The 21,907-nt window shown below is 45.1% G+C and carries 13 protein-coding genes; all 13 read left to right on the forward strand.

Going from position 1 to position 21,907, the window contains the following annotated elements; translation table 11 throughout:
• Nucleotides 1-34: 34 nt before the first annotated feature.
• The 13 genes from NR121_RS23255 (at nt 35) to NR121_RS23315 (ending at nt 21,903) form a co-directional block, all read left to right on the forward strand.
• Entirely contained in the window at nt 35-1,438 is a 1,404-nt protein-coding gene (locus NR121_RS23255) for a hypothetical protein (RefSeq protein WP_256832005.1), read from the forward strand.
• On the forward strand, nt 1,422-3,887 hold the full coding sequence (locus NR121_RS23260) for a pPIWI_RE module domain-containing protein (RefSeq protein ID WP_256832006.1): 2,466 nt from the start codon (nt 1,422-1,424) through the stop codon (nt 3,885-3,887). Before NR121_RS23255 ends, NR121_RS23260 begins: the two co-directional genes overlap by 17 nt.
• Before the next feature lie 15 nt (nt 3,888-3,902).
• The gene (locus tag NR121_RS23265; RefSeq protein WP_054819679.1) at nt 3,903-4,859 is read left to right on the forward strand and encodes a 3'-5' exoribonuclease YhaM family protein; all 957 of its coding nucleotides are present in this window, start codon (nt 3,903-3,905) and stop codon (nt 4,857-4,859) included.
• 32 nt (nt 4,860-4,891) lie between these two features.
• A complete protein-coding gene (locus NR121_RS23270) occupies nt 4,892-5,101 on the forward strand; it encodes a hypothetical protein (protein ID WP_054819680.1) in 210 nt (69 codons plus the stop codon).
• Entirely contained in the window at nt 5,098-5,661 is a 564-nt protein-coding gene (locus tag NR121_RS23275; protein WP_256832007.1) for a ribonuclease H1 domain-containing protein, read from the forward strand. Before NR121_RS23270 ends, NR121_RS23275 begins: the two co-directional genes overlap by 4 nt.
• Before the next feature lie 94 nt (nt 5,662-5,755).
• Entirely contained in the window at nt 5,756-6,877 is a 1,122-nt protein-coding gene (locus NR121_RS23280; protein ID WP_256832008.1) for a Fic family protein, read from the forward strand.
• A 126-nt stretch (nt 6,878-7,003) separates the two neighbouring features.
• Nucleotides 7,004-7,372: an HIRAN domain-containing protein gene (locus NR121_RS23285; protein ID WP_256832009.1), complete on the forward strand. Its 369-nt coding sequence runs from the start codon at nt 7,004-7,006 to the stop codon at nt 7,370-7,372.
• A 70-nt stretch (nt 7,373-7,442) separates the two neighbouring features.
• Nucleotides 7,443-8,396, forward strand: a complete 954-nt coding sequence (locus NR121_RS23290) for a helix-turn-helix transcriptional regulator (protein ID WP_054819684.1) — start codon at nt 7,443-7,445, stop codon at nt 8,394-8,396.
• Between the two features lie 156 nt (nt 8,397-8,552).
• On the forward strand, nt 8,553-11,375 hold the full coding sequence (locus NR121_RS23295; protein WP_256832010.1) for a PD-(D/E)XK nuclease family protein: 2,823 nt from the start codon (nt 8,553-8,555) through the stop codon (nt 11,373-11,375).
• On the forward strand, nt 11,368-14,721 hold the full coding sequence (locus tag NR121_RS23300; RefSeq protein WP_054819686.1) for a UvrD-helicase domain-containing protein: 3,354 nt from the start codon (nt 11,368-11,370) through the stop codon (nt 14,719-14,721). The genes NR121_RS23295 and NR121_RS23300 overlap by 8 nt, the downstream gene beginning before the upstream one ends.
• Nucleotides 14,722-14,925: 204 nt before the next feature.
• A complete protein-coding gene (gene brxF / locus NR121_RS23305) occupies nt 14,926-15,384 on the forward strand; it encodes a BREX-3 system P-loop-containing protein BrxF (RefSeq protein ID WP_256832011.1) in 459 nt (152 codons plus the stop codon).
• A gap of 23 nt (nt 15,385-15,407) precedes the next feature.
• Nucleotides 15,408-19,088, forward strand: coding sequence for a DUF6079 family protein (locus tag NR121_RS23310; protein WP_054819688.1), 3,681 nt, complete (start codon nt 15,408-15,410; stop codon nt 19,086-19,088).
• The gene (locus NR121_RS23315; RefSeq protein ID WP_256832012.1) at nt 19,081-21,903 is read left to right on the forward strand and encodes a DNA methyltransferase; all 2,823 of its coding nucleotides are present in this window, start codon (nt 19,081-19,083) and stop codon (nt 21,901-21,903) included. The genes NR121_RS23310 and NR121_RS23315 overlap by 8 nt, the downstream gene beginning before the upstream one ends.
• The last annotated feature ends 4 nt before the right edge of the window (nt 21,904-21,907 follow it).

Consider the following 21,907-nt stretch of genomic DNA (forward strand, 5'->3'; position numbering starts at 1 on the left):
AAGTGCCTCTAAACCCTTGTGACATAAGGATTTTTTGATTATTCAGCAAGCCCTAATTACCATTCTCCATAAGTTAGGCTGTGAGACAAAACCGGTTGGAAGATTGAAGTTCCCGGTTCAATCATTGGAATTATATTTATGTCTGGCACTTATCGATCATGACATAAAAGTTTTCATGGATCTTTATCCGCTTGTTCAGGCCAAGTTGGGGAAATTATCTGAATTCGAAGGACTTTACACGATTCAACGTGAATTTTCTGCAATTATGAAAGATGCGATAACAGGACGTATGACCGGTTACCTGTATGAAGTAAAGCCTGGGAACGAAACCGGTACTTTCAAAGCCGTTCATTATTCAGGTGTCGGTCGCCTTCTTCTTGAAGACTGGCCATCTATCTATGCTGGCATTGATGGTTATGAAGGACCTGCGGTTATTCTGCTTTCAGGTACAAGTCTGGCTCCAGGGTCGGCGCATTATCATATAGCTTCGTTACCTGGGTGGCTGTTGGAATCCAGTTTAGGTGTTCCAGTCATTCATCAGGAATATTATCCGGTCTATGAGCACGGAAAGGAAAAACCTATCCAAATCTCGGGTGAGTTTGAGGATAGAAGAGTACGTAACCTCCGCTTACTAACCGCCAAGTTAATGCCCAAGATTGAACAGGAATTGATGGAGTGGCGTTACTCGGGAGCAAATCGTAAAGTGTTATTGATTGTCAATTCTTACGAAGACGTTGTCGATGTGGGATCCGTATTTGCATCCCATTATTCTTGGAAAAATAGATACCGCCAGTTAACGAGGGACCCGGATCCATTTCATGAAGCGGAGTTTTCAAGAGCAGAATTAGAGCGGTTTGCTAACGAAAACGCTGATGTGTTGATTGCCCCGTTACTTGCGATTAGTCGTGGTTATAACATTCTGGATGATACTAAAGGTTCATTGTTCGGTTCTGTGTTTTTCATGATACGGCCGTATCCGATTCCGCAGGACATGACATATTTAATCCAACTTTTGCATGCCAAATTGCCTGATTTAATTGAGCGTGCCGATTTTGAAGGTAAACTCTACAGACAGGCATTGAATTTAATTCGCAGTGAAAGTAATAGCTTGCTTCACCGGATGTACCGTAAACCAGATTATTGGTCCGTACTGAATGCTACTGAGAGAAGAACCATAGCCTGGTATACATTTATCCCAGTCTGGCAAACGATTGGAAGACTTCTGCGCAAGGGTACACCGGCCAAAGTGTTCTACTGTGATGGTAAATTTCTAGCCCAGCCAATTCGCACGGATATTGGGGAATCGATGTTGGATTACTGGCTTAAGATCATGATGGAGCATGAATCAGATCCAGCGTTTCGCAGTTTATATGGACCATTTATAGACAGTATGAAAGCCATGATGGAAAGGAATGTGAACGATGAGCCGGACCAATAAGTTATTGCAATTGTATGCTTTCGAGAGCGATCAAAATGCTTGGAAGAATGAGCAGATCTTTATACTGGGTATTCCAACGGTTTGGCGAGATTTTATCCGGCAATTTTATAATAGCGTAAAGTTACCCTTTGCGATTAAGCCATTAGGTAAAAAATTGCAAAGTATATTTCCGCAGATCGTCTTCGTTAATAACCAATTTTATCTGGATGAAGACCGTCCATGGCTCATTGCAACGCAGCCTGTCCCGACAGAAATGATCCTATTATTGGCTAAGGGATGGATGAACCAAATCGCTAAAGGGCAAGGCGTCACTGCACTAGGAGATGTCGAAACAAGTACCTTAGGTTGGCGAAGCGAGACGATAGACACCATATTACACCGATACCCAAAATTAGTTTATGAGTTGCTGCCTGCTCTTGTTGCTCATCAATTTTGCTTACGTCCGAAACAACTATTACTTGAAGGGTGGGATGAGCCTGTTGAACTTATGTTCTCGCAGGTATATGCCAAGCAAAAGGCAGAGTGCATGTCCCAACCCATACAAACAAGATCCGGCACTTTTTCTTATGTCGTTCGATTTCGCTTACAATATCGAGCCGGTGAGCCGGAACGACTTTTATTAATGGTTTCGGCTGGAATAAGACGTTTTATTATGAAACCTCAGGAGAGCAAATATGTAAAGGGTGGTATCAATAGCACGTTATTGGTTTCCATGGATAATCCTTTTATCAAAGAACATGGAATGGGGTTACGTTCATACGCCAGCTTATCTTTCCGTCGAGAAGGTGTGACTAAGCCTTACACTCGTTGGTCTGAAGGGCTGGACGAATTGTTCTGTGATGTGTTATGGGGTAATCGTTTATCCACCGAGGATATCTTAATAAATCCAGAAAAGTATCACTCAGGCAATTCTCCTAAGATATTGATCGTTCATAATAATAGAGTCTTTAACCCCCTGTATATTGAAGCGGGAATCAGTATCCAGGAAAAAATGAGATTTTACGAGATGGTACGGGAGAATTTACCCCATTGGAGATCGTTGGACCCGTTGCCGCTTGTGCCGAAGCCGAAGCGAGAAGGGACAGGGGGGCGAGTGAGAGAACCGATCCCACCCGTATATTGCGGCCATGAAAAAGATTTTGTGCTTGAAGTGTGGGGATCGGATTCTCTTTATCAATGTGTCATCGAAGCATTGAAGGCTAAAAAATATAAAGGAAAGTTACTGGCTGAACATGTTGACAAACATATCTTCAAATTGAATGCCCCCTCCAATAACCGCATCGTTGTTGTCAAATGTGACAGAAAGGACTATGTAGATGGTTTGAATCGTGGAGCGCTTAAGGATCTGGCGGACGAACATAGAACCAACAAAATCGTCCGAAGCATTGAACATGTTAAAGGGAGTCAGTCCATAACTTGCTCATTGATTGAAATATTGCCTAAAGACGATTGGAAGAAGCTTGGCGAAGGAACAGACCCCAAGCAAGCGGTTCGTACAGGGTTTCAATTAACGGGGAGAATCACTCAATTCGTCTATCCCGAAAACGGGGCAAAGAAGTCTAAACGTAAGAAAGATAAACCGGAGTCAAGCTATATCCACAAAGTCTTCAACTGTATTCTAGATTTATTAGGAGATTCGGGAGTTATCGATTACAAGGCACATATGGTTGTAAATGAACAACGCCCAATAATAGCCTATGATCTGGTTTCGGGTGATAAAGGAACTTATGCGATCCTGACGAAATTGGAAGACGGTGTATTGACGGTTAAGGGCAGGGGTAACGAGGGATGGTTGACTTTACCAGAAGCTGTTTTGCAATCAGATCAATTTGATCCGCTTCCCAAAGCCCCGGATGCACAAAAGAAAGAGGTGGCACGTTGGTTCGGAGAGCAGTTAAGAATGGAACGAATGCTAGGCAAAGAGCTAATCGTATTAATAGAGGCCGAGCTTCGCTATAAGGGGTTGGACGGCATTCAAAACAACAAAATTATGTTTGGCAAGAACCCTGACCTGCCTGGATTGGTACAGAACGATCACGGGATAACCGTTATTCGTATCAATTCCAATGATGATGTACCAGCTTACGGTTTTCTTCCCATGTCCTACTCTATTGGTGTCTATTCTGATAACGAGTCTGGACTGTACTATGGTGTAGGAACCAAACCTAAGACCCAGATGAACATTGCCAAATCTATGACCAAGTACGATTACCCTGAAACGGCATTTCAACAACCCCGAGTAGTGGAATATATGCCATTAGGTCCGATGGATAGGCAAGATCGAGAGCGCCTGGCTTGGATGGTACATCGTTTACGTGAAGTATGCATTACTTTCGAATCGACTACGGCACAGCCTTATCCTTTGAAAATGACGGATACGATAAAGAAATACTTACAATTCAAGGAGTATGAGATTACTGAGGCTGAGGCAGAGTTTTTGGAGTTGTAAACGGGGGTGAAAAGAATGACTTTGATTAAAGAGATGACTACGAACGATGAATTCGTTGGCTTCTATTTGCTGAAAGAGTTAGAGCTAAAGCAAACCAACACATCCCCGGCAAAGGATTACTTCGATATGGTACTGTGTGATGCCAGCGGTCAGCTTCCTGCCAAGTATTGGGATGTGAAAGAATCGGAAAAAGACAATTTCTCTCCGATGACGCTTGTAAAGATTCAGGGTATCGTTCAGTTATATCGAGAAAAACCGCAGGTCAAAATAACCCGGATTCGCAATGTAAGGAATGAAGACGGTGTGTCTCTAACAGACTTTATTCGAGCAGCACCTATTGGATCTACGGAAATGTTAGAAATCATAAAAAGAGTCATCGAGAGTATTTCGGACCCGGTGATTCGTGATATTGTAGGCTTTTGCGTAGATAAGGTGAGAGAGAAACTAGCTCATTATCCAGCGGCCAAAATGCACCATCACGCATACTTTGCTGGCTTGGCCTATCATATCGTTCGTATGCTGGAGATAGGCGAGTTCTTATGCAAGCAACGGCCATTTCTTAATGCGGATATGATCAAAGCCGGGATCATCCTGCATGATATCGCCAAACCAGAGGAGATGATCGCCCAGCTTGGGGTTGTGACAGACTACAGCGTTCAGGGTAAGTTGATCGGGCATATCGCAATGGCGGCCAGTTGGATCACAGAGACTGCAATAAGGTTGGAAATTCCACTCAATTCGGAACAAGTGATAGGATTGCAGCACCTCATTCTTTCCCACCATAACCTTGGGGAATGGGGAAGTCCGGTGCAACCTCAAACAGCGGAAGCGGTAGCGTTGCATCATATCGACGCACTGGATGCCAAGCTGCAGATGGCGGAGGATGCGTTGAATTCGACTTCGGATAAAGAGTTGTGGACACAGCCGATCCGAGGGCTGGAGAATAAAGCGTTGTACCGGATGTCACTGTAGGAATTAATCCTATTGAAAGGAAATCGAACTCTATGAAAATTTCGCGTCAAGAATTTGAGGAGATCTTTAGGAGGACGAATGCGTCCTGGTCCTACGAAGATGCTGAACTGAATGATGAAGAAAAAGAACTCATATGGAAGCGGCTTAACGAAGAGATCTCCGATGAGGAGTTCAATCGCGCTTTTATGGAGAAGAAGCGAAAGGGAAAGGGAACGAAGTCCTATGGGGAGGAAACTCCATGAAAAGTAAATTCTACGTCGTAGTAAAGGGTGAAAATCCGGGAATATATAACAAATGGGATGGGGGAGCCCAACAAAACGTTGAAGGATATAAAGGGGCTGTGTATAAATCGTTCTCAACGTTAGAACTTGCAGAAATTTGGTGGAAGCAGATGTCGCTAGATCAACAAAACCCTAAGTATCATTTTGATCAAAAAGAGGTTCCCTCGGAGATTCAGCCTACCGGGGTAGAGGAAGAACAAGGGCCATATTACACCTATTTAATTATTGATCCTCGAACACAGATGCCCTTTTATGTTGGACAAACCCATGATATGGAGCATCGGAAAATCAGCCATTTACGTGATTCTTACAAACATAGAGCCTATAAAAAGTGGATTGCAGGTATCCGTAAGGATGGCCTCGAACCGGAATTCCGGGTCGTTGATATACAGCCAACAAAAGCAGATTCCCTACGTTCAGAAACGGAATGGGTAAAAAAGCTTGCATACCAAGGCGTTCGTGTCTTGAATGGTTGGCGTGAACATAAGGAATGGATCGATTTGATCCTTAGAGAAAAATAAACAGTAACCAATAGAAAAGTCGCACCTTACAATGAAATTGTACTTTGCGGCAAATTTGCGGCAATGGTATAATACCATTGAGGAAGGTGATGTTATGTTTACACCCAAATATTCAATAACGGACGCCATTGCCCGCAGATTGATGGATATACAACGCGCCAGTGTTGTGGTAGATTTGCTTCCACTGCCCGCATCTATTCTGGATTTGCTTAAAAAAGAATCGATGGAAAAGACGGTCATCCTTTCAACAAAAATTGAAGGAAATACGCTTGACGAGGCGGCGAAGCGAAAGGTATTGTACCAAACCAGCAGTGACAATGAAGAGCAGGAAGTTTATAACTTGATGAAAGCGTTAGAATACCTTGATGAAGCCGAAAGAAGGCAGCTCCCGGTCACAGAGGAATTTATTAAGAAGCTGCATGCTATTATCAGAATATCGCACGGCCGAAGACCGCGCGTCAGTGAATATCGTGAAGAGCAAAACCAAGTAGGCAGTCGTAATGCTTCCGGATTCTATCTGCCACCGGAATGGAAAGATGTCCCTGTATTAATGGAGGATTTGGTTGCCTGGGTTAACTCACCGGAAACCTATTCGGTTCCGGTTCCCATCAAAGCGGGGATATTCATGTGGCAGTTTCTGACGATCAATCCGTACATGGACGGGAATGGAAGAACTGCCCGGATGATCACAACATATCTTCTACGCCGCGGCGGATATGGGTTGAAAGGATTATTCGTTCTCGAGAATTTCTACGATCGCAATTTAGCTGAATATTATCGCCGACTCCAATTAGGCCTTCATCACAATTATTATTTTGGGCGGAATGAGGCCGATTTGACGCCATGGCTGGAATTCTTTATTGATGGTCTGGCGGAGGTATTTGAAGAAGCCGCTGCCATCGTAACGGAAAAATCTGCCCAAATGACGAAAATCGAACCGGATCTGATTCGTAAGCTGGATCCGCAGCAAAGAATGGTGTTCGCCCAATTAACCTTTAAACAAGACACCCTGACGACAAGCGAAATGAGGGACCTGCTGCGTTTGTCGGATCGTTCGATAAGGGAAAAGGTAAGTCATTGGAGAGAAGAAGGATTCATTGAGCCGCGCGATCAAGACGCCAAAAGAGTTCGTTCGATCAAATTATCCGCGGAATACGAGAAGTTGGCACAAGACATTCGGAATGCGCCGGATAAGTTCGCCCATTTCCTTAAATGAATGCAGCACTGCGATCTCAATCTGAGATGCCGCAGTGCTTTTTTGATAGTAGAACGTACATTCGCTGACAATCTATGGTCGCTGCGAATTGTCATAATGGAGGAAAGACATACGGGAGTGAGTAAAGTGGAGCAACCGATCTATATCGCCATCACAGGCACACAACACTATTATGGGGCAGCATTTCTAAAACCGGGTCAGATCGTTCACTTGATCAAAGACCCGGATAATCCGCATGACCATGAAGCGATTAAAGTGGATTTGATCCCATTAGGCAAAATTGGCTATGTCGCCAACAGCCCGCATACTGTACCGAAAGGATGCCGCAGTGCCGGAAGAATTTATGATACATTTGAACATCATATTTGCGGCATTGTGCGATTTGTCGTGAAAGATATAGCCATCGTTGAACTAGCGCCGGGTATAGAGGAAGTGTACTTCATCAAATCTACAGAGGACGTTTCGGTTTCTCCTTGTCTAGGCAGGAAGTACTAGGTAAACCGTCGAATTTCCAATTATGATGACAAGGATTTACATTGCCTATGCCACGGGTGGGGTGACGTGAATGACAGATAAAATAATACGGCTGTTTAATATCCTTCTGGCGATTCAAGCGAACCCGGGAATAACGGCCAAAGAACTGGCGGACAAATGCGAGACAACCGAACGAACGATTTACAGGGATTTAAGGATACTGGATCTAATTGCGCCCATCACGAATGAAGGTTACGGGAAAGGGTACCGCTTTGTTGGGAATTTTGCCATGTACCCGCTCAATTTCACAGAACAGGAAGCGTTGGTGTTTTCGGTCCTTCCCTCCGTGCTGGACACAAGCAAATTGCCGCCGGGTTTTGATTCTGCCTACGACAAAGTGATGGCTACACATGTGAAAGAAACCCGGAAGCGTTACGAAACATTGGAAAATGTTGCGGATATGATCCAAATGGGTACCCCGGCTTATCGGGAAACCAGTACCAATTTCTTGCTGCCCATCATGCAAGCGATTATATCAAATAAGACAATTCGAGCGGTTTATCATACGCAGAGCCGGAATGAATTGACGGAGCGGGAAATTGATCCGTACTATTTGGTGCCGCGGGACCAACGGTTTTACTTGATCGGGTATTGTCATGCCAAACGTGAAATTCGTACATTTCGTTTAAGCCGTTTTCGCCAAGTAGAGATGACGAGCAGTAATTTCGATAAGGGCGATTTTAACATCGCGCAATACATGAAGCACACCTGGTCAATTGAACGCGGGGATTCCTTGATCACCTTTAAGATCAAGTTTCATGCGGATGTTGCCCGCTATGTGAAGGAAGAGGAGTTATTCGTAAGACCGAAAATGACCGATTTGCCTGACGGAAGTTTATTGTTCGAGGTCACCGTCAATCACGAACGGGAGTTTATGAATTGGGTCGTTCAATACGGTCCTTCAGCAGAGATATTGGAACCAGTATCCATTAGGGAAAAGTTCATGGAGCAGTTGGCGAATTGGAGACAGTTGTACGAAAAGTAATTCGAAAGGAAGGTGACCGTTTTGGAAGGCACGTTTCTGAACCGTTTGTATGACGCAATTCGGAAAGAGTCTTTTCGCCGCAAGATTGTCTTAGCTCCTTCCCTAAGCGTTGGGCAATCTTGGCTGATGCGAATTTGCCGGGAAATAGGGCCGGTTATGAACGTAGAGGTACAGACCGTCCAGTCCATCGTGAAAAGGCATGTGCAGTTTTCATTGTATAAACAAGGGGTTAGCTTCATCAGTGAGCAGCGTTCGTTCTGGATTCTCCATCGTGTCATGGAACAAATGGCTGCCGAACCGGATACCTACATTTCCATGGCACAAATGAAGCCCGGCATTGCGATGTCCGTTCACCAAGCCATTATGGATTTACGTCATGCGGGGGTTAAGGCGGAGGAGCTTCGAGACGATCATTTTTTGAGCCGGGAAAAAGGGCGCTATGTCAGAAAGGTCCTGTCGGCTTATGAACGCTTACTGGAGCAGCGGAACTGGACAGACTTCCCCGGCTTGCTGCCGTATATAACGGGTGAATTATCCGAAAACGTCGAGTTGCTGATGCCCGATTCCATGCTGCTCAGTCCGGTTTCCGTTCGTATGGTGGAACGGTTATCTAATGGCCGGATTACACGAATTCAGGCGGATCCTCCTATTTTTGGTGAAGAAACCGCGCTGCCCCTGCAGGATGTGCATATGTTTCATGCTACTGGCAAGCTGTCGGAGGTTCGTGAAGTGCTGAGACGGATCATCTCCGCCCAGATTCCGCTGGATGAAGTGGAAATGATCATTTCGGATGCGGAATATGCGCTTGCCATCTCGACACTGTGCGACTCCATGAATCTTCCCTGTTCCTTCTCGGAAGGGCTGTCCCTGGAAACCTCCAGAATGGGAAGAGTTGCTCTTTCACTGCTGAATTGGCTGGAGTCCGGTTATCAGGTGCGGTCACTCATGTCGATGTTGCAACAGCAGCAGCTCACTTTTTCCGATCGTGAACAGGAGATATCGAATACGGATTGTATCCGAACCCTGGAGAAAAGCGGAATCGGCTGGGGAAAAGAGCGGTATATCAAACTGCTGGAACCCAATCGTGTTGTACCTGAAGAGTATTCGGATGAAACCCGCGATGGACGGGAGCGGACAGAAGTACAACAGCGGGATGATAAAATCAAACGGCACCTTACGAACATCATAAAGGAATTGTTTCCCGCCGAATCGGCGATGTCATCTCCTGCGGGCATATGGGGTTGGCTCGTTCAGGTGTTGGAGCGGTATGGAGTATGCGGAATGGAAGAGGACGCGATCGTCCTGCAGGAGATGAAAGGGATATTCAAGGAGTTGCAGGAATGTCCTGTCCCTGAGACGATGTCGTTGGAGCAAATTCTGCTGTACACCCGGGATATGTTGAAGAATATAAGAGTCGGTGTACAGCCGTTTCCCAAGCCTGGGTCCTTGTACATATCGAGTTTGGCGAACGGGGGGATCAGCGGGAGAAAGTATATATTCCTGCTCGGGATGGATGAACATTCGTGGTCCGGCAGTATCCGGCAAAATCCCATGCTGCTCGATGAAGAGTGCAGACGTATCGGCTCCGGCCTTCAAACCGCCGCGGAGAGACAGCGGGATCGGCAGCGCCAGCGGGATGTGCGGCTCGGCATCATGGGTGGCAACGTCACCTTCAGTTTCTCGTCTTATGATCTGGCGGACGGAACGACGGCAAGTCCGGCCTTTCAGCTTCTGCAGGTATTCCGAAGAGTGTCCGGGGAGCCGAGTGCGGATTATGAGATGCTTTTCCGAAGCTTAGGAGAACCGGTCGGGTATTTGGGAGCAGGTCAGCTGTTCACTGCCGAACCGAATGAACTGCCATTCGATGGAACTCACTACCTCTTCCGGCAATTACAAGCCAAGAAAAGCCGTCCAGAAGACCTGCAATCTCTTGTCGAATCAGTCTATCCTCGGCTGCGTGATGGCCGAAATGCTCTCGAAGCACGCAGCAGCATCCAAGTGACCCAGTATGATGGATATATAGCGGGGGATGTGTGGTCCAAGTATTGGAAAGGCCAGTCGGTTCGGGCGTTTAGTGCAAGTCAATTGGAAAAGTATGCGGAATGTCCGATGCGTTATTTTTTTCAATATGTGTTAGGAATCCGCGTGAAAGATCAAGTGTTATTCGATCGTTCCTCCTGGCTGAAGCCGAATGACAGAGGCTCGCTGCTGCACGAGGTTTTCCGGCGTTATATGACGGAAGTAAGTACAAGGAATCCGTCGCCTATCGTGCATGATCATGCGCAACTGCTTCGCATCACGGAGGAGACGATTCTTGCATATGCCGAGCGGATTCCTGTGCCAAGCCCGCATGTTTTTGAGAAAGAACGGAAATCGCTCATACGGGATGTTGAAGTATTCTATCGAATGGAAGCGCAGGTAAAGTCGACTCCACGGTTTTTCGAACAAGAACTGATCGTGGACGGCATGCCGCTGCATCTTGAGCTGGAAAGCGGCGTAACCATTCCATTGCGCGGGATCGTCGACCGGATCGATCAAGTCGCCCCTCATCAGTATCGGATTATCGATTACAAGACCGGCAGTACTCGATCTTATAAGGAGAATGGAGTGTTCGCAGGCGGCACACAGCTTCAACACGCGTTATACGCTATGGGAACAGAACGGTGGATGCGACAAACTGGAGTGGATGTAGAAGCGGATGTGATCGATTCGGCTTATGTCTTCCCAAATGAACGGGGACGTGGGCAAGTGATGGTGCGGCCCCAAACCGAACGCCATCGAGTGACAGAGGTGATCCAAGGGATTCTTCATTCGATGGAGCAGGGATTGTTTATTCCTGCCTCAGATCCCGGAGTTTGTCGATTCTGCGACTACGCAATCGTATGCGGTGAACATGCCCAGCAGATGGCCGATAAACGAAAGGATGAATCGAATCAGGAGCTGCTTCATACGCTGCTGGAGGTGGAGAACATTGAATGAACGATCGGACCAACATGCCAGAGCGAGAATTGTGGAGGAACTCAATACGACTTTTTTGGTAGAAGCCGGTGCTGGCTCTGGAAAAACAACCAGCTTGGTTGGCAGATTACTGGCACTCATCGAGACTGGAACGGCGAAGATGGAGCATATTGCGGCAATCACCTTTACGAATAAAGCGGCGGATGAGATGAAGGAGCGTTTCCGCATCGCTTTGGAGCGAAAAGCGGCTGATGCTGTTGGCGAATCTAGAGAGCGACTGGAAGAAGCTTTGGCCAATTTAGACCAAATCTTTATTGGAACGATCCATGCTTTCTGTTCCTCTCTTCTTCGCGAACGTCCGACTGAAGCCGGGCTTGACCCTTCATTCGAAGAGATGGATGACGATCTGAACCGTGCGTTTCACGATCAATGTTGGGACGAATATCTCATTCAGTTACAGGAGGAGGATAGCCAGATCCTCCAATCCTTTGCCGAACTGAACATCGACGTCGGCACACTTAAGGATGTGTATGACCGGATGTCGATTTTTACCGATGTCCAAATTCCTTGCGAACCGGTTAGCCGTCCTGACTTTGACTTGATCCGGTTGTCCCTCCTTCCGATGATCGAGGATGCTTTACCGTATGTTCCGACAACCGAACCGGATAAAGGATGGGACAAGCTGCAAACCAAGCTGCGTTCAGCAAGTCAAATGCTGCGCTTGTATGATATGCAAGACGATATGCAAATCCTTGCGCTCGCAAAATTGTTCGACACCAAACTGGATGTGACGCAAAATCGCTGGCCGGATAAGAAGCAGGCCAAGGAATTTGGCGAGAAATTTCACGATTGGCAAATCACCGTCCTGTTCCCCTTCCTTCAATCGTGGCGTGAGTATCTGTACCCGAAAGTCATCCGGTTTGTCTTGCCCGTCCTGGATTATTGCAGAGAGCGGCGTTTGCAGGCAGGGAAGCTGAATTTTCAGGATTTGCTGCTGCATGCGTGTCGATTGCTGCGTGATTATCCCGAGGTTCGCCGTTATTTCTCTGGCCGATATCAAAAGCTGATGGTCGACGAGTTTCAAGATACCGATCCGGTCCAAGCGGAAATGATGTTTCTGCTGACCGGAACCGGGGATGACCCGAATGAACGGAATTGGCGGAAGCTTACGCCAAGACCTGGCTCTTTGTTCGTCGTGGGCGATCCGAAACAATCCATCTACCGCTTCCGCCGCGCGGATATTTCCATTTATAACGAGGTCAAAGCGCGGATTCAGGCATGCGGAGACGTGCTTCACTTGACCAGCAATTTTCGATCCGTCGATTCGATTGGCGCTTTTGTGAACGGACAATTTGTCGGCAAACTTCCTGTACAGGAAACCGATGTACAAGCCGCTTATGTGAAGATGGAAACGAATTCGCCGAATCCCAAGGCGAACAAGCAGGCGAGTCATGGCATTTATGCGCTCACGTATCCGAAGATACCGGGAGGCAAGGATGAGGTGGCGGCCATTGACGCAAGGCGTATCGCCGCATACATCTCCTGGGCTTGCCAAGACGGTCATTTGCAAATTCAGGAGCGAACCGGTTCAGCTTGGGTCCTGAGAGATGCCCGCCCGAGCGATTTTCTGATTCTGACAAGAACAAGGCACTATCTGCATCTGTATGCGGAAGAACTGGAGAAGAGGGGAGTAGCAGCGGAAACCGTAGGAAGCTCCGCTCTATATCCCGAGCTTCATACGCTGGGACAACTGGTCCTTTACCTCGCCGATCCGTCCGATCAAGTAGCGATGTTGAGCGTCCTGCGCGGGCCTTTGTTCGGCATTAGCGACTCTGAGTTGCTGCAGTATCGTGTTTTAGGGAATGCGTGGTCCATCTATCGGCTGCCGGAGCCTGCAGATTACGCAGAACCTGAGGATCGAGTTGCGGCTGCATGCCGGAAACTGCGGGAATATGCCGGATGGGTGAAAGAATTACCTGCATGGGCGGCTCTATATCGAATTATGGAGGATACCGGCCTACTGCTTTATTCCACTGTGCAGGAAGCAGGGGCGAATCGGTCGGGGACTTTGCTCAAGATGCTGGAGATGCTGCAGCGTGACGCCATGCTCGCATCCGACTGGCACGCACTGGCGGATGCGATCTCTGCAATTCGACAGAACCAGGGTATGGAAACCGCCAGTATGTACGCAGGTAAAGGGCAAGCGGTACGGATCATGAACGTGCATAAGGCGAAAGGGCTCGAAGCGCCTATCGTGTTTCTAGCTTGTCCCTGTGGAGAGAAGGATCATGATGCAGAGCAGTTTATTGATCGTTCCGAGGCAGGGGCTTCCGGTTATTTCCTGATCCAGCAGGCTAGAGGATTTCAGAAAGAAATCATAGCACAGCCGGTCGGCTGGGAAGCGATGAGCGTGCGGGAGCGCGCATTCATGCATGCGGAGCGGGATCGGTTTCTCTACGTCGCGGCGACTCGAGCCAAACAAATGCTGGTCGTCAGTCTCTATCCTGAGCAGCCTGCGAAGTGTCCTTGGAGTACGCTCATGGATGGGATGGAGCTCATCCGAGAACTGGATAATCCCGAAACGGCTGGCCTGGCAAATCACCGTGATCCTGATTTCAAAAGTGGGACATCTCCAGTTGCTTTATCCGAGCCCGCCGCCCCATTCGCAGATCTGGATGCTTACTTGACCCGCAGAGAACTAGTGTTCCATCAGTTGCGCCAACCCACTTATGCGGAAGCAACGGTTACCAGGCTAACGAAGGGCGTTGGTGATGTGCCTGAATGGTCAGCAACAGGAAGGGGTCAGTCTTTCGGCAGCGTGATCCATAAGGGACTTGAGGCGGTTGGTAGAGGCCTCTCGATGAGCGAGCTGAATGAGTACGTTCAATTTCTCTGCCAGAACGAAGGGGTAGCAGACGAAGCTGAAGCGGATGCTCTAAACATGCTGCAAGAGATCCTTGCGAGTGAACTTTGGCAGCGTAATCTCGGGGCGAAACAGCGGTTGTTTGAAATCCCGATGATGATGGTTCAAAGCAACAAGGAGACAACAGCCTACTTTGCGAACGATCACACGATTTCCGAAACCGCTGCCTCGGCATTTGAAAATCAATCCGACAACGGCTATCTCTTGGTAAAGGGCGTCGTAGATTTTGCGTTTGAAGAAGAGGACGGCTGGGTGATTGTTGACTTCAAGACGGATCAGTTGGATGAGGTCAAGCTGCAGCAGTTTGTCCAATATTACGCGCCACAAGTTAAGACCTATGCGAAAGCTTGGTCGGAGACGTTTGGTTATCCGGTGAAAGAAGCAGGGTTATATTTTGCTAGTTTACGGAGATTTGTACCGGTAGCTGTGAATTTCGAATTGTAACCTCTATTTCCACACATACATCAAACTATCGATAATTTTAGTATATAATACGAACATATACTCGCTGACAAATATATGTCAATATTTTGTATAATGGTAATGAGCTTAAGTAATCCAGGGCAGGAATCACCCATGAGTCTGTCGAAATATAGTTCTTAAGATTTATTTTTTGGAATTAAATGATTGGATGACCGGAGTGAAAGTATGGCGAGTTTACAAGAATCGATTGCTTTGGAAATCAAGACTGCTAGAACTAAACGAAATAAAATGTTATTTGTTGTGGTGAGTCGGATTTCACAAGTAGAGTTGCAACGTGCCATTCATCAAATGGAGATTCCAATCCTTAACGTAGGCTTATTATTGTCTGAGCAACTACGACTACTTCCTCCAGAAAAAAGGCCTTTCGAAGTAGGCAGGATACTTCGATCACTTTTAGCAGGGGAAAATAAGGATGTAGTTTTTCTTGACCGTATTGAGTATCTATTCGATACAGAATTGAAGCAGAATCCCGTTCGTTTGTTTGAAAATTTAAGCGGGAATAAGACGCTTATCGTTCATTGGCCAGGAACTCTGGAAAGTGGCTCTTTAACATATGCAACACCGGAACATCCTGAATATTACCAAAGTGATAAATCGTATTCAAGTTATGTAATCGAAATCTAATATAGAAGGGGCTATTGTTCAGTATGAAGTATCGTGAACTTGTTCAATTTGAACCCATTCGCTCCATTATCGAATTAAGAACCGCTGATGACAGCATCATTGATAATTATGTCATTTCAAATCGGATGGCAGAAGTACTCAATGATATTATCATCGAACAATTACAATTTGAACGCCCTATTGACCATAAAGGGATTATGGTTGTCGGAAATTATGGAACAGGTAAATCGCATTTGATGAGTGTTATAGCTGCACTAGCTGAACATCCGGGTACGAGTGGCCGTTTGCAAAATCAGACAGTTGCAGCCAAGGCCAAAGAAATCGAAGGAAAGTTTAAAGTGCTTCGAATCGAATTCGACGGTATTGATATGCCGTTTCGCGAAGTGCTGTTTCGGGAGATGACGGAATACTTACAAAGCATTGGTGTTAACTATGAAATGCCAGAGCTTTCTCAAGTTGTCAGCAATAAAGATGAGCTCGTCAAATTGATGTCTGTTTTCCACGAGACATATCCGGACCATGGATTTCTTCTCATTATAGATGAATTGTTGGATTACTTGCGCAGCAGGAAAGAACAGGAACTGATGCTGGACCTTAACTTCCTCCGGGCCATGGGCGAGATTACACAGTCGACAAGGTTCCGCTTTATGACTGGTGTACAGGAAATGTTGTTTGATAATCCGCGGTTTGCCTTTGTAGCTGAGCAATTAAGAAGAGTTAAGGAACGTACGGTTCAAGCGATTATCGCCCGTGAAGATATTGAATTTGTCGTTTCGCAGCGTCTTCTTAAGAAGAACGATACTCAAAAAGCTTATATCCGCGAACACTTGCAAAAGTTCGCTCCATTGTATGATAAGTTAGGGGAGCAACTTGAAAAGTATGTTGATCTATTCCCAATTCATCCGTCTTATTTATCTGCGTTTCAGAAGGTTAAGATTGCGGAGAAACGCGTCGCTCTAACGACGATCAGCGATGAGATTGATAAACTTCTCGATCAAGAGATTCCAGCGGACAGCCCCGGGATCGTTTCTTTCGACAGTTATTGGACTTATATACAATCCGATAGCACATTGCGTTCAGATCCGGATGTTCGGGAAGTTATGGAGAAAGCAGATGTCCTGTTAGATCGGATCGAATATTCATTCCAAAAACCATCATACAAACCGATGGCCAAACGAATTGTTCAGGCTCTTTCGGTCTTCCGGCTTACAACGGACGATCTGAGAGTTCGAATTGGCATGACACCTTCGGAAATGCGGGACCAGTTGTTCTTGTTCGATAAAAACTGTGATATGGACGTAGAGTTTCTCGATGCTACCGTTGAATCAACGCTGAAAGAGATATTGAAGTCTGTTAGCTATCAATTTATTTCCACAAATCAAGAAAATGGACAGTACTATCTTGACCTAGACAAGGACGTTCCCGTAGACGATCACATTTCAAGTAAAGCGGAAACGTTAAGCGGAGAGCAGTTAGATCGTTATTACTTTCAAGTATTAGAACGGGTGCTGGAATGTTCACCGTCTACATATGTTACGGGATATCGAATCTGGCAACACGAACTAGATTGGTATAGTCACAAAGCAACAAGGCCAGGTTATCTTTTCTTCGGTGCACCTAATGAACGTTCTACAGCTCAGCCGGAACGGGATTTTTATATCTATTTCTTACAAGTATTCGATGTTCCCAAATTTAAAGATGAGAAGAAGCCGGACGAAGTTTTCTTCGTGCTTGATACGAAGGATCAGACGCTGTTCCATAATTTGAGGCAGTATGCCGGGGCTAAGGAAATGGCATTAACCGCCTCAACAGCCACGAAAGGGTTATACGAAGAAAAAGCCAACAATTATATTAAAGAATTAACCTCGTGGTTCAAGGTGAACATGCCTACCGCGTACAAAATGACGTACAGAGGAATTACGAAAAAGTTGGCGGATTGGAGCTTTGCTGCACCTGCGCAAGCGACAGTTCGTGAAATCGTGGACACCGCGGCCGATGATTGCTTAACGCAATGGTTTGAGGAGAAATATCCAGATTACCCTGTATTTCGAACAGACAGGACATGCCTGAAATGGGATGTATTGAAGACTACTTATATTCCGGAGACGCTAAGCTCGATCCAATCAGCTACAAAAACCAAAACTGCTAGGGCGATTCTGGAAGGACTTGTATTGCTCGATGGCGATAAATTGAACGTTCAAAAATCCGGATATGCCAATTGGATTATGCAGCTTGTGAACTCCAAAGGTCATAACCAGGTCGTTAATGCTTCTGAGCTGCTGCATACGGACCGAATCGCCGGCGGGATGGAAGTCAAGAGAACGATTCAGTTCAGTTTAGAACCGGAACTACTGGCGGTATTGTTGACTGCGCTTGTATATAGCGGAGATATCGTCATCACAATCAACGGCACGACTTATGATTCAATGAAACTTGATGAATTAATTCGTCTAAAGGCAGAAGGCATTATGGAGTTTTCTCACATTAAGAAGCCTTCTGATTTGCCGTTAGCAGAATTGCGAGCATTATTTGATCTGTTTACAATCAGTCATGGACTTCTCCAACCCCAATCCCAAACAACTGGGGTCGCACAGTTGCAAGTGGAAGTGGAGAAGTTGTTAAAAGAGATCGTAAAGTTGGAGCAGGATATTAAATCCGGGATTCCGACATGGGATTTTCCGTTGCTGTCAGAGAACGAAATTAGAGAAAATCAACAAAAACTACGGAAGCTTAGCGAGTTTTTACAAAGCTTGAGTGTATACAACACACCGGCCAGATTGAAAAATTTCAAATATTCGATTGCCGATATCGAGACAATGCAAAAGCATATACAACTGGCTAAACAGTTAAGAGCATTAGAACAAAAGGCAATCGATGTAACACAAAAGGCGCAGTACATCGTAAATGCGCTCAATCATGTACCAGTGAAACATGAATGGCATGCGAAAGCTGAAGGGGCATTAGAAGACATTCTTCATGCTTTGAAAGCGGGAGGAGATTGCCAGAAAGAGATTCAAAGCTTACAGAAGCTGAAAGAACAGTATATCGATCTGTATTACGCGATGCATAGCAGCGCTCGATTCGGTATTACCGATCAGAACAAGAAGGATCAACTACTGCAAGATGGCAGATATGCAACATTACGTCATTTGGAGAGTATCTCCATCCTTCCTTCAAGACAACTGGAGGAATGGAAATCCAAGTTGGACCAGCTTAAGTTCTGCTGGAATTTGAAGAAGGATGATTTGGAACATGCGGTGATTTGCCCTCATTGCCGATATCGCCCGAAGGATGAGCCTTACATTCAGCAAGTCAGTATTTCTAAGCTGAATGAAGAACTCGAGGAATTATTGACATCTTGGACAGAGACTGTAATCAGCACATTGAACGATGCCGAGATAAAAGAAAGTATTTCGTTACTTAATGTTGAACAAAGACAATTGATCGAACAATTCGTCCAAGATGGGAAATTCTCTTCCCCTGTAGACTTAAAACTAGTCCAAACTTTGAAGGACTTGTTTGAGGGGATTCGTAAAGTTGAACTGTCAGTAGATCAATTGGTCCAGATGGCTGGGAATGGCCATCCATTAACAGTGGATGAGTTGAGAAGCCGATTTGAAGCACTAGTCAGAGATCATATAGGAACTGGGCATGGTAATCGAGTTCGAATCTTACTGCGGAAAGGTGATATACAGAATGGCTGACAAGGTTGAACAACTTGAAATGCTCAATGAGAATCCAACAACCCAAACAGGTCCGGTGACCTGTTTGGGTATGACTTTTGAAAATGATGAAGCCCGCCGCGCTTACTTTATAGAAGAATTGAGAAAGAAGCTGCCGGAGCTCAGAAAGATCAAAGGATTTCCCATCGGTGAAGATGAGGATATACTTGCTCTGTCTGATCCGCCATATTATACGGCGTGTCCGAATCCATGGATCGAAGACTTTGTTAAAGAGTGGGAAAAAACAAAGCCTGCAAAGCCCGACAACTACCAATATAGTCGGGAGCCTTTTACTGCGGATGTTAGTGAAGGTAAGAATGACCCGGTATATAATGCTCATAGTTATCATACAAAGGTTCCTCATAAAGCTGTCATGCGTTATATTCTTCATTATACTGAACCGGGCGATATTGTTTTTGATGGGTTTTGTGGAACTGGGATGACAGGAATTGCTGCTCAGTTATGCGCTGATCGTAATGCTGTGTTAGACTTAGGATATAAAGTGGATGAAAACGGAGTTGTTTATAAACAGGAATCAAATGAAAATGGGATTGATGTTTGGGTTCCATTTTCAAAGTTGGGTGCACGAAGAGCGGTCTTGAATGATCTTTCCCCTGCAGCAACTTTTATAGCATATAATTATAATAACCCGGTTGATATAGATCGTTTTGAGAGAGAGTTTGAGCAAATATTAAATCAAATTAAGAAAGACTATGGTTGGATGTATGAGACCAAACACTCGAATGGGAAAATGGGTGAGATAAATTACACCATATGGTCTGATGTCTTTATCTGTCCTGAGTGCACATCTGAAGTGGTTTTTTGGGATGTGGCCGTTGATAAAGATGCAGGTAAAGTAAAAGATGTGTTTTTTTGCCCAGATTGTAATGCTAAGTTAAATAAGCGTGTTATGGGACATGCTTTTGTCTCCAAGTACGACCCGATTATTAAAGACACAGTACGGCAAGCCAAACAGGTCCCAGTTCTAATAAACTATACTTATGAAAAAAAACGTTTTGAAAAGATCCCTGATTCTTTTGACTTGGATTTAATCGAAAAAGTTTCTGGGGAAGTTATTCCTCATTGGGTCCCGAACATACGACTGATGCCCGGGCAGGAAACTCGAAGAAATGATCCAATAGGAATTACACACATCCATCATTTTTATACATGGCGTAATTTATACGTTTTTAGCGCCTTCTTTGAAAAATGTCCACTGTGGCTTAAGTGGATAGTGACAGGATCACTGCAAAGGGGTTCAAAACAACATCAGATTGCAATAACTCGAATTGGTGGAAGTAAAGCCAAGGAAGGTGGAGCAACAGCAGGGCACAGAAGAGGGACACTTTATGTTCCTTCCAACCAGGTTGAGATGAATGCTATAAATCTAATTGCCGATAGAGCACATTCAATAAAAAAGGCATTGTTGGCACTACGATACAAGAGTGAAGGTGTCTTAATATCAACTTCTTCTAGTACCTATCAGTATGCAGATGAATCAAACTTATACGATTATTTGTTTTTTGATCCACCGTTTGGATCAAATATCTCATACTCAGAACTTAATTCTATTCAAGAAGGGTGGCTAAAAGTTTTTACAAACCGGGAAACAGAAGCAATTGAAGATAAGTTTCAGAAGAAAACGTTGCAAGAATACTTTTCTTTGATGAAGCAAAGTTTTAGTTCAGCATATAAATTGTTAAAACCTGGTAGATGGATGACTGTTGAGTTTTCAAATACTAGCGCCGCTGTTTGGAATGTTATACAGACTGCATTACAAGAGGCTGGGTTCATAGTAGCAAATGTTTCAACGCTTGACAAAAAAAGAGGCGGCTTAAATGCAATTGTGGGAACTACAGCTGTAAATCAAGATTTAGCAATATCAGCATACAAACCAAAATCCCAATTTATTGAGAAGATAAATAAAGAAAAAAATACAGATGAATCAGTTTGGTCGTTTGTCAATGGGCACCTTAATCATTTGCCTGTGTTTATCGGAAATAAGGGGGTCGCTGAGACTATAGTCGAACGAACTCCGCGTGTATTGTTTGATAGGATGGTTGCTTATCATGTTCAACAAGGCTTTAATGTACCTCTCTCCTCATGGGAGTTTCAAAAAGGTTTAGAGCAGCGTTTCCCAATTAGGGATGGTATGGTGTTTTTAGAAACACAAGTTCCGGAGTATGATAAGAAACGTATCCAAGTTAAAGAGTTCGCACAATTAAATTTATTTATATCGGACGAAAATAGTGCCATTGAATGGCTCCGGCAACAATTGCTCAAGAAACCACAAACTCGGCAAGATTTGCATCCAAACTTCATGAAAGAAATACAACATATCGCCAAACATGAACTGTTGCCGGAATTGGATGTGCTTCTCGAGCAGAATTTCCTTAAGTATGATGGCGAAGGAGAAGTGCCAAGTCAAATTCATGCTTATTTAAGTTCGGATTATAAGGATTTGCGCAATTTGTCTAAAAATGATCCGAAATTGAAGGAGAAAGCCAAAGATCGTTGGTATGTTCCAGATCCGAACAAACAAGCGGATTTGGAAAAGCTGCGTGAGAAGTCACTGTTGAGAGAATTCAATCAGTATGTTGAGGAATTGTCTAATAATAAGAAAAAGTTGAAGCAATTCCGTACGGAAGCGATTCGAGTTGGGTTTCATAAGGCTTGGACCGAGAAAGATTATAAAACTATCGTTGAGATTGGAAATCGATTGCCCGAATCGATACTGCAAGAAGACGAGAAGCTTCTACGGTACTACGACAATGCACAAACGAAGCTTGGGCTGTAAGGAA

The sequence above is a fragment of the Paenibacillus sp. Pae15 genome, assembly GCF_024519685.1.
GTDB classification, from domain to species: Bacteria; Bacillota; Bacilli; order Paenibacillales; family NBRC-103111; genus Paenibacillus_G; species Paenibacillus_G naphthalenovorans.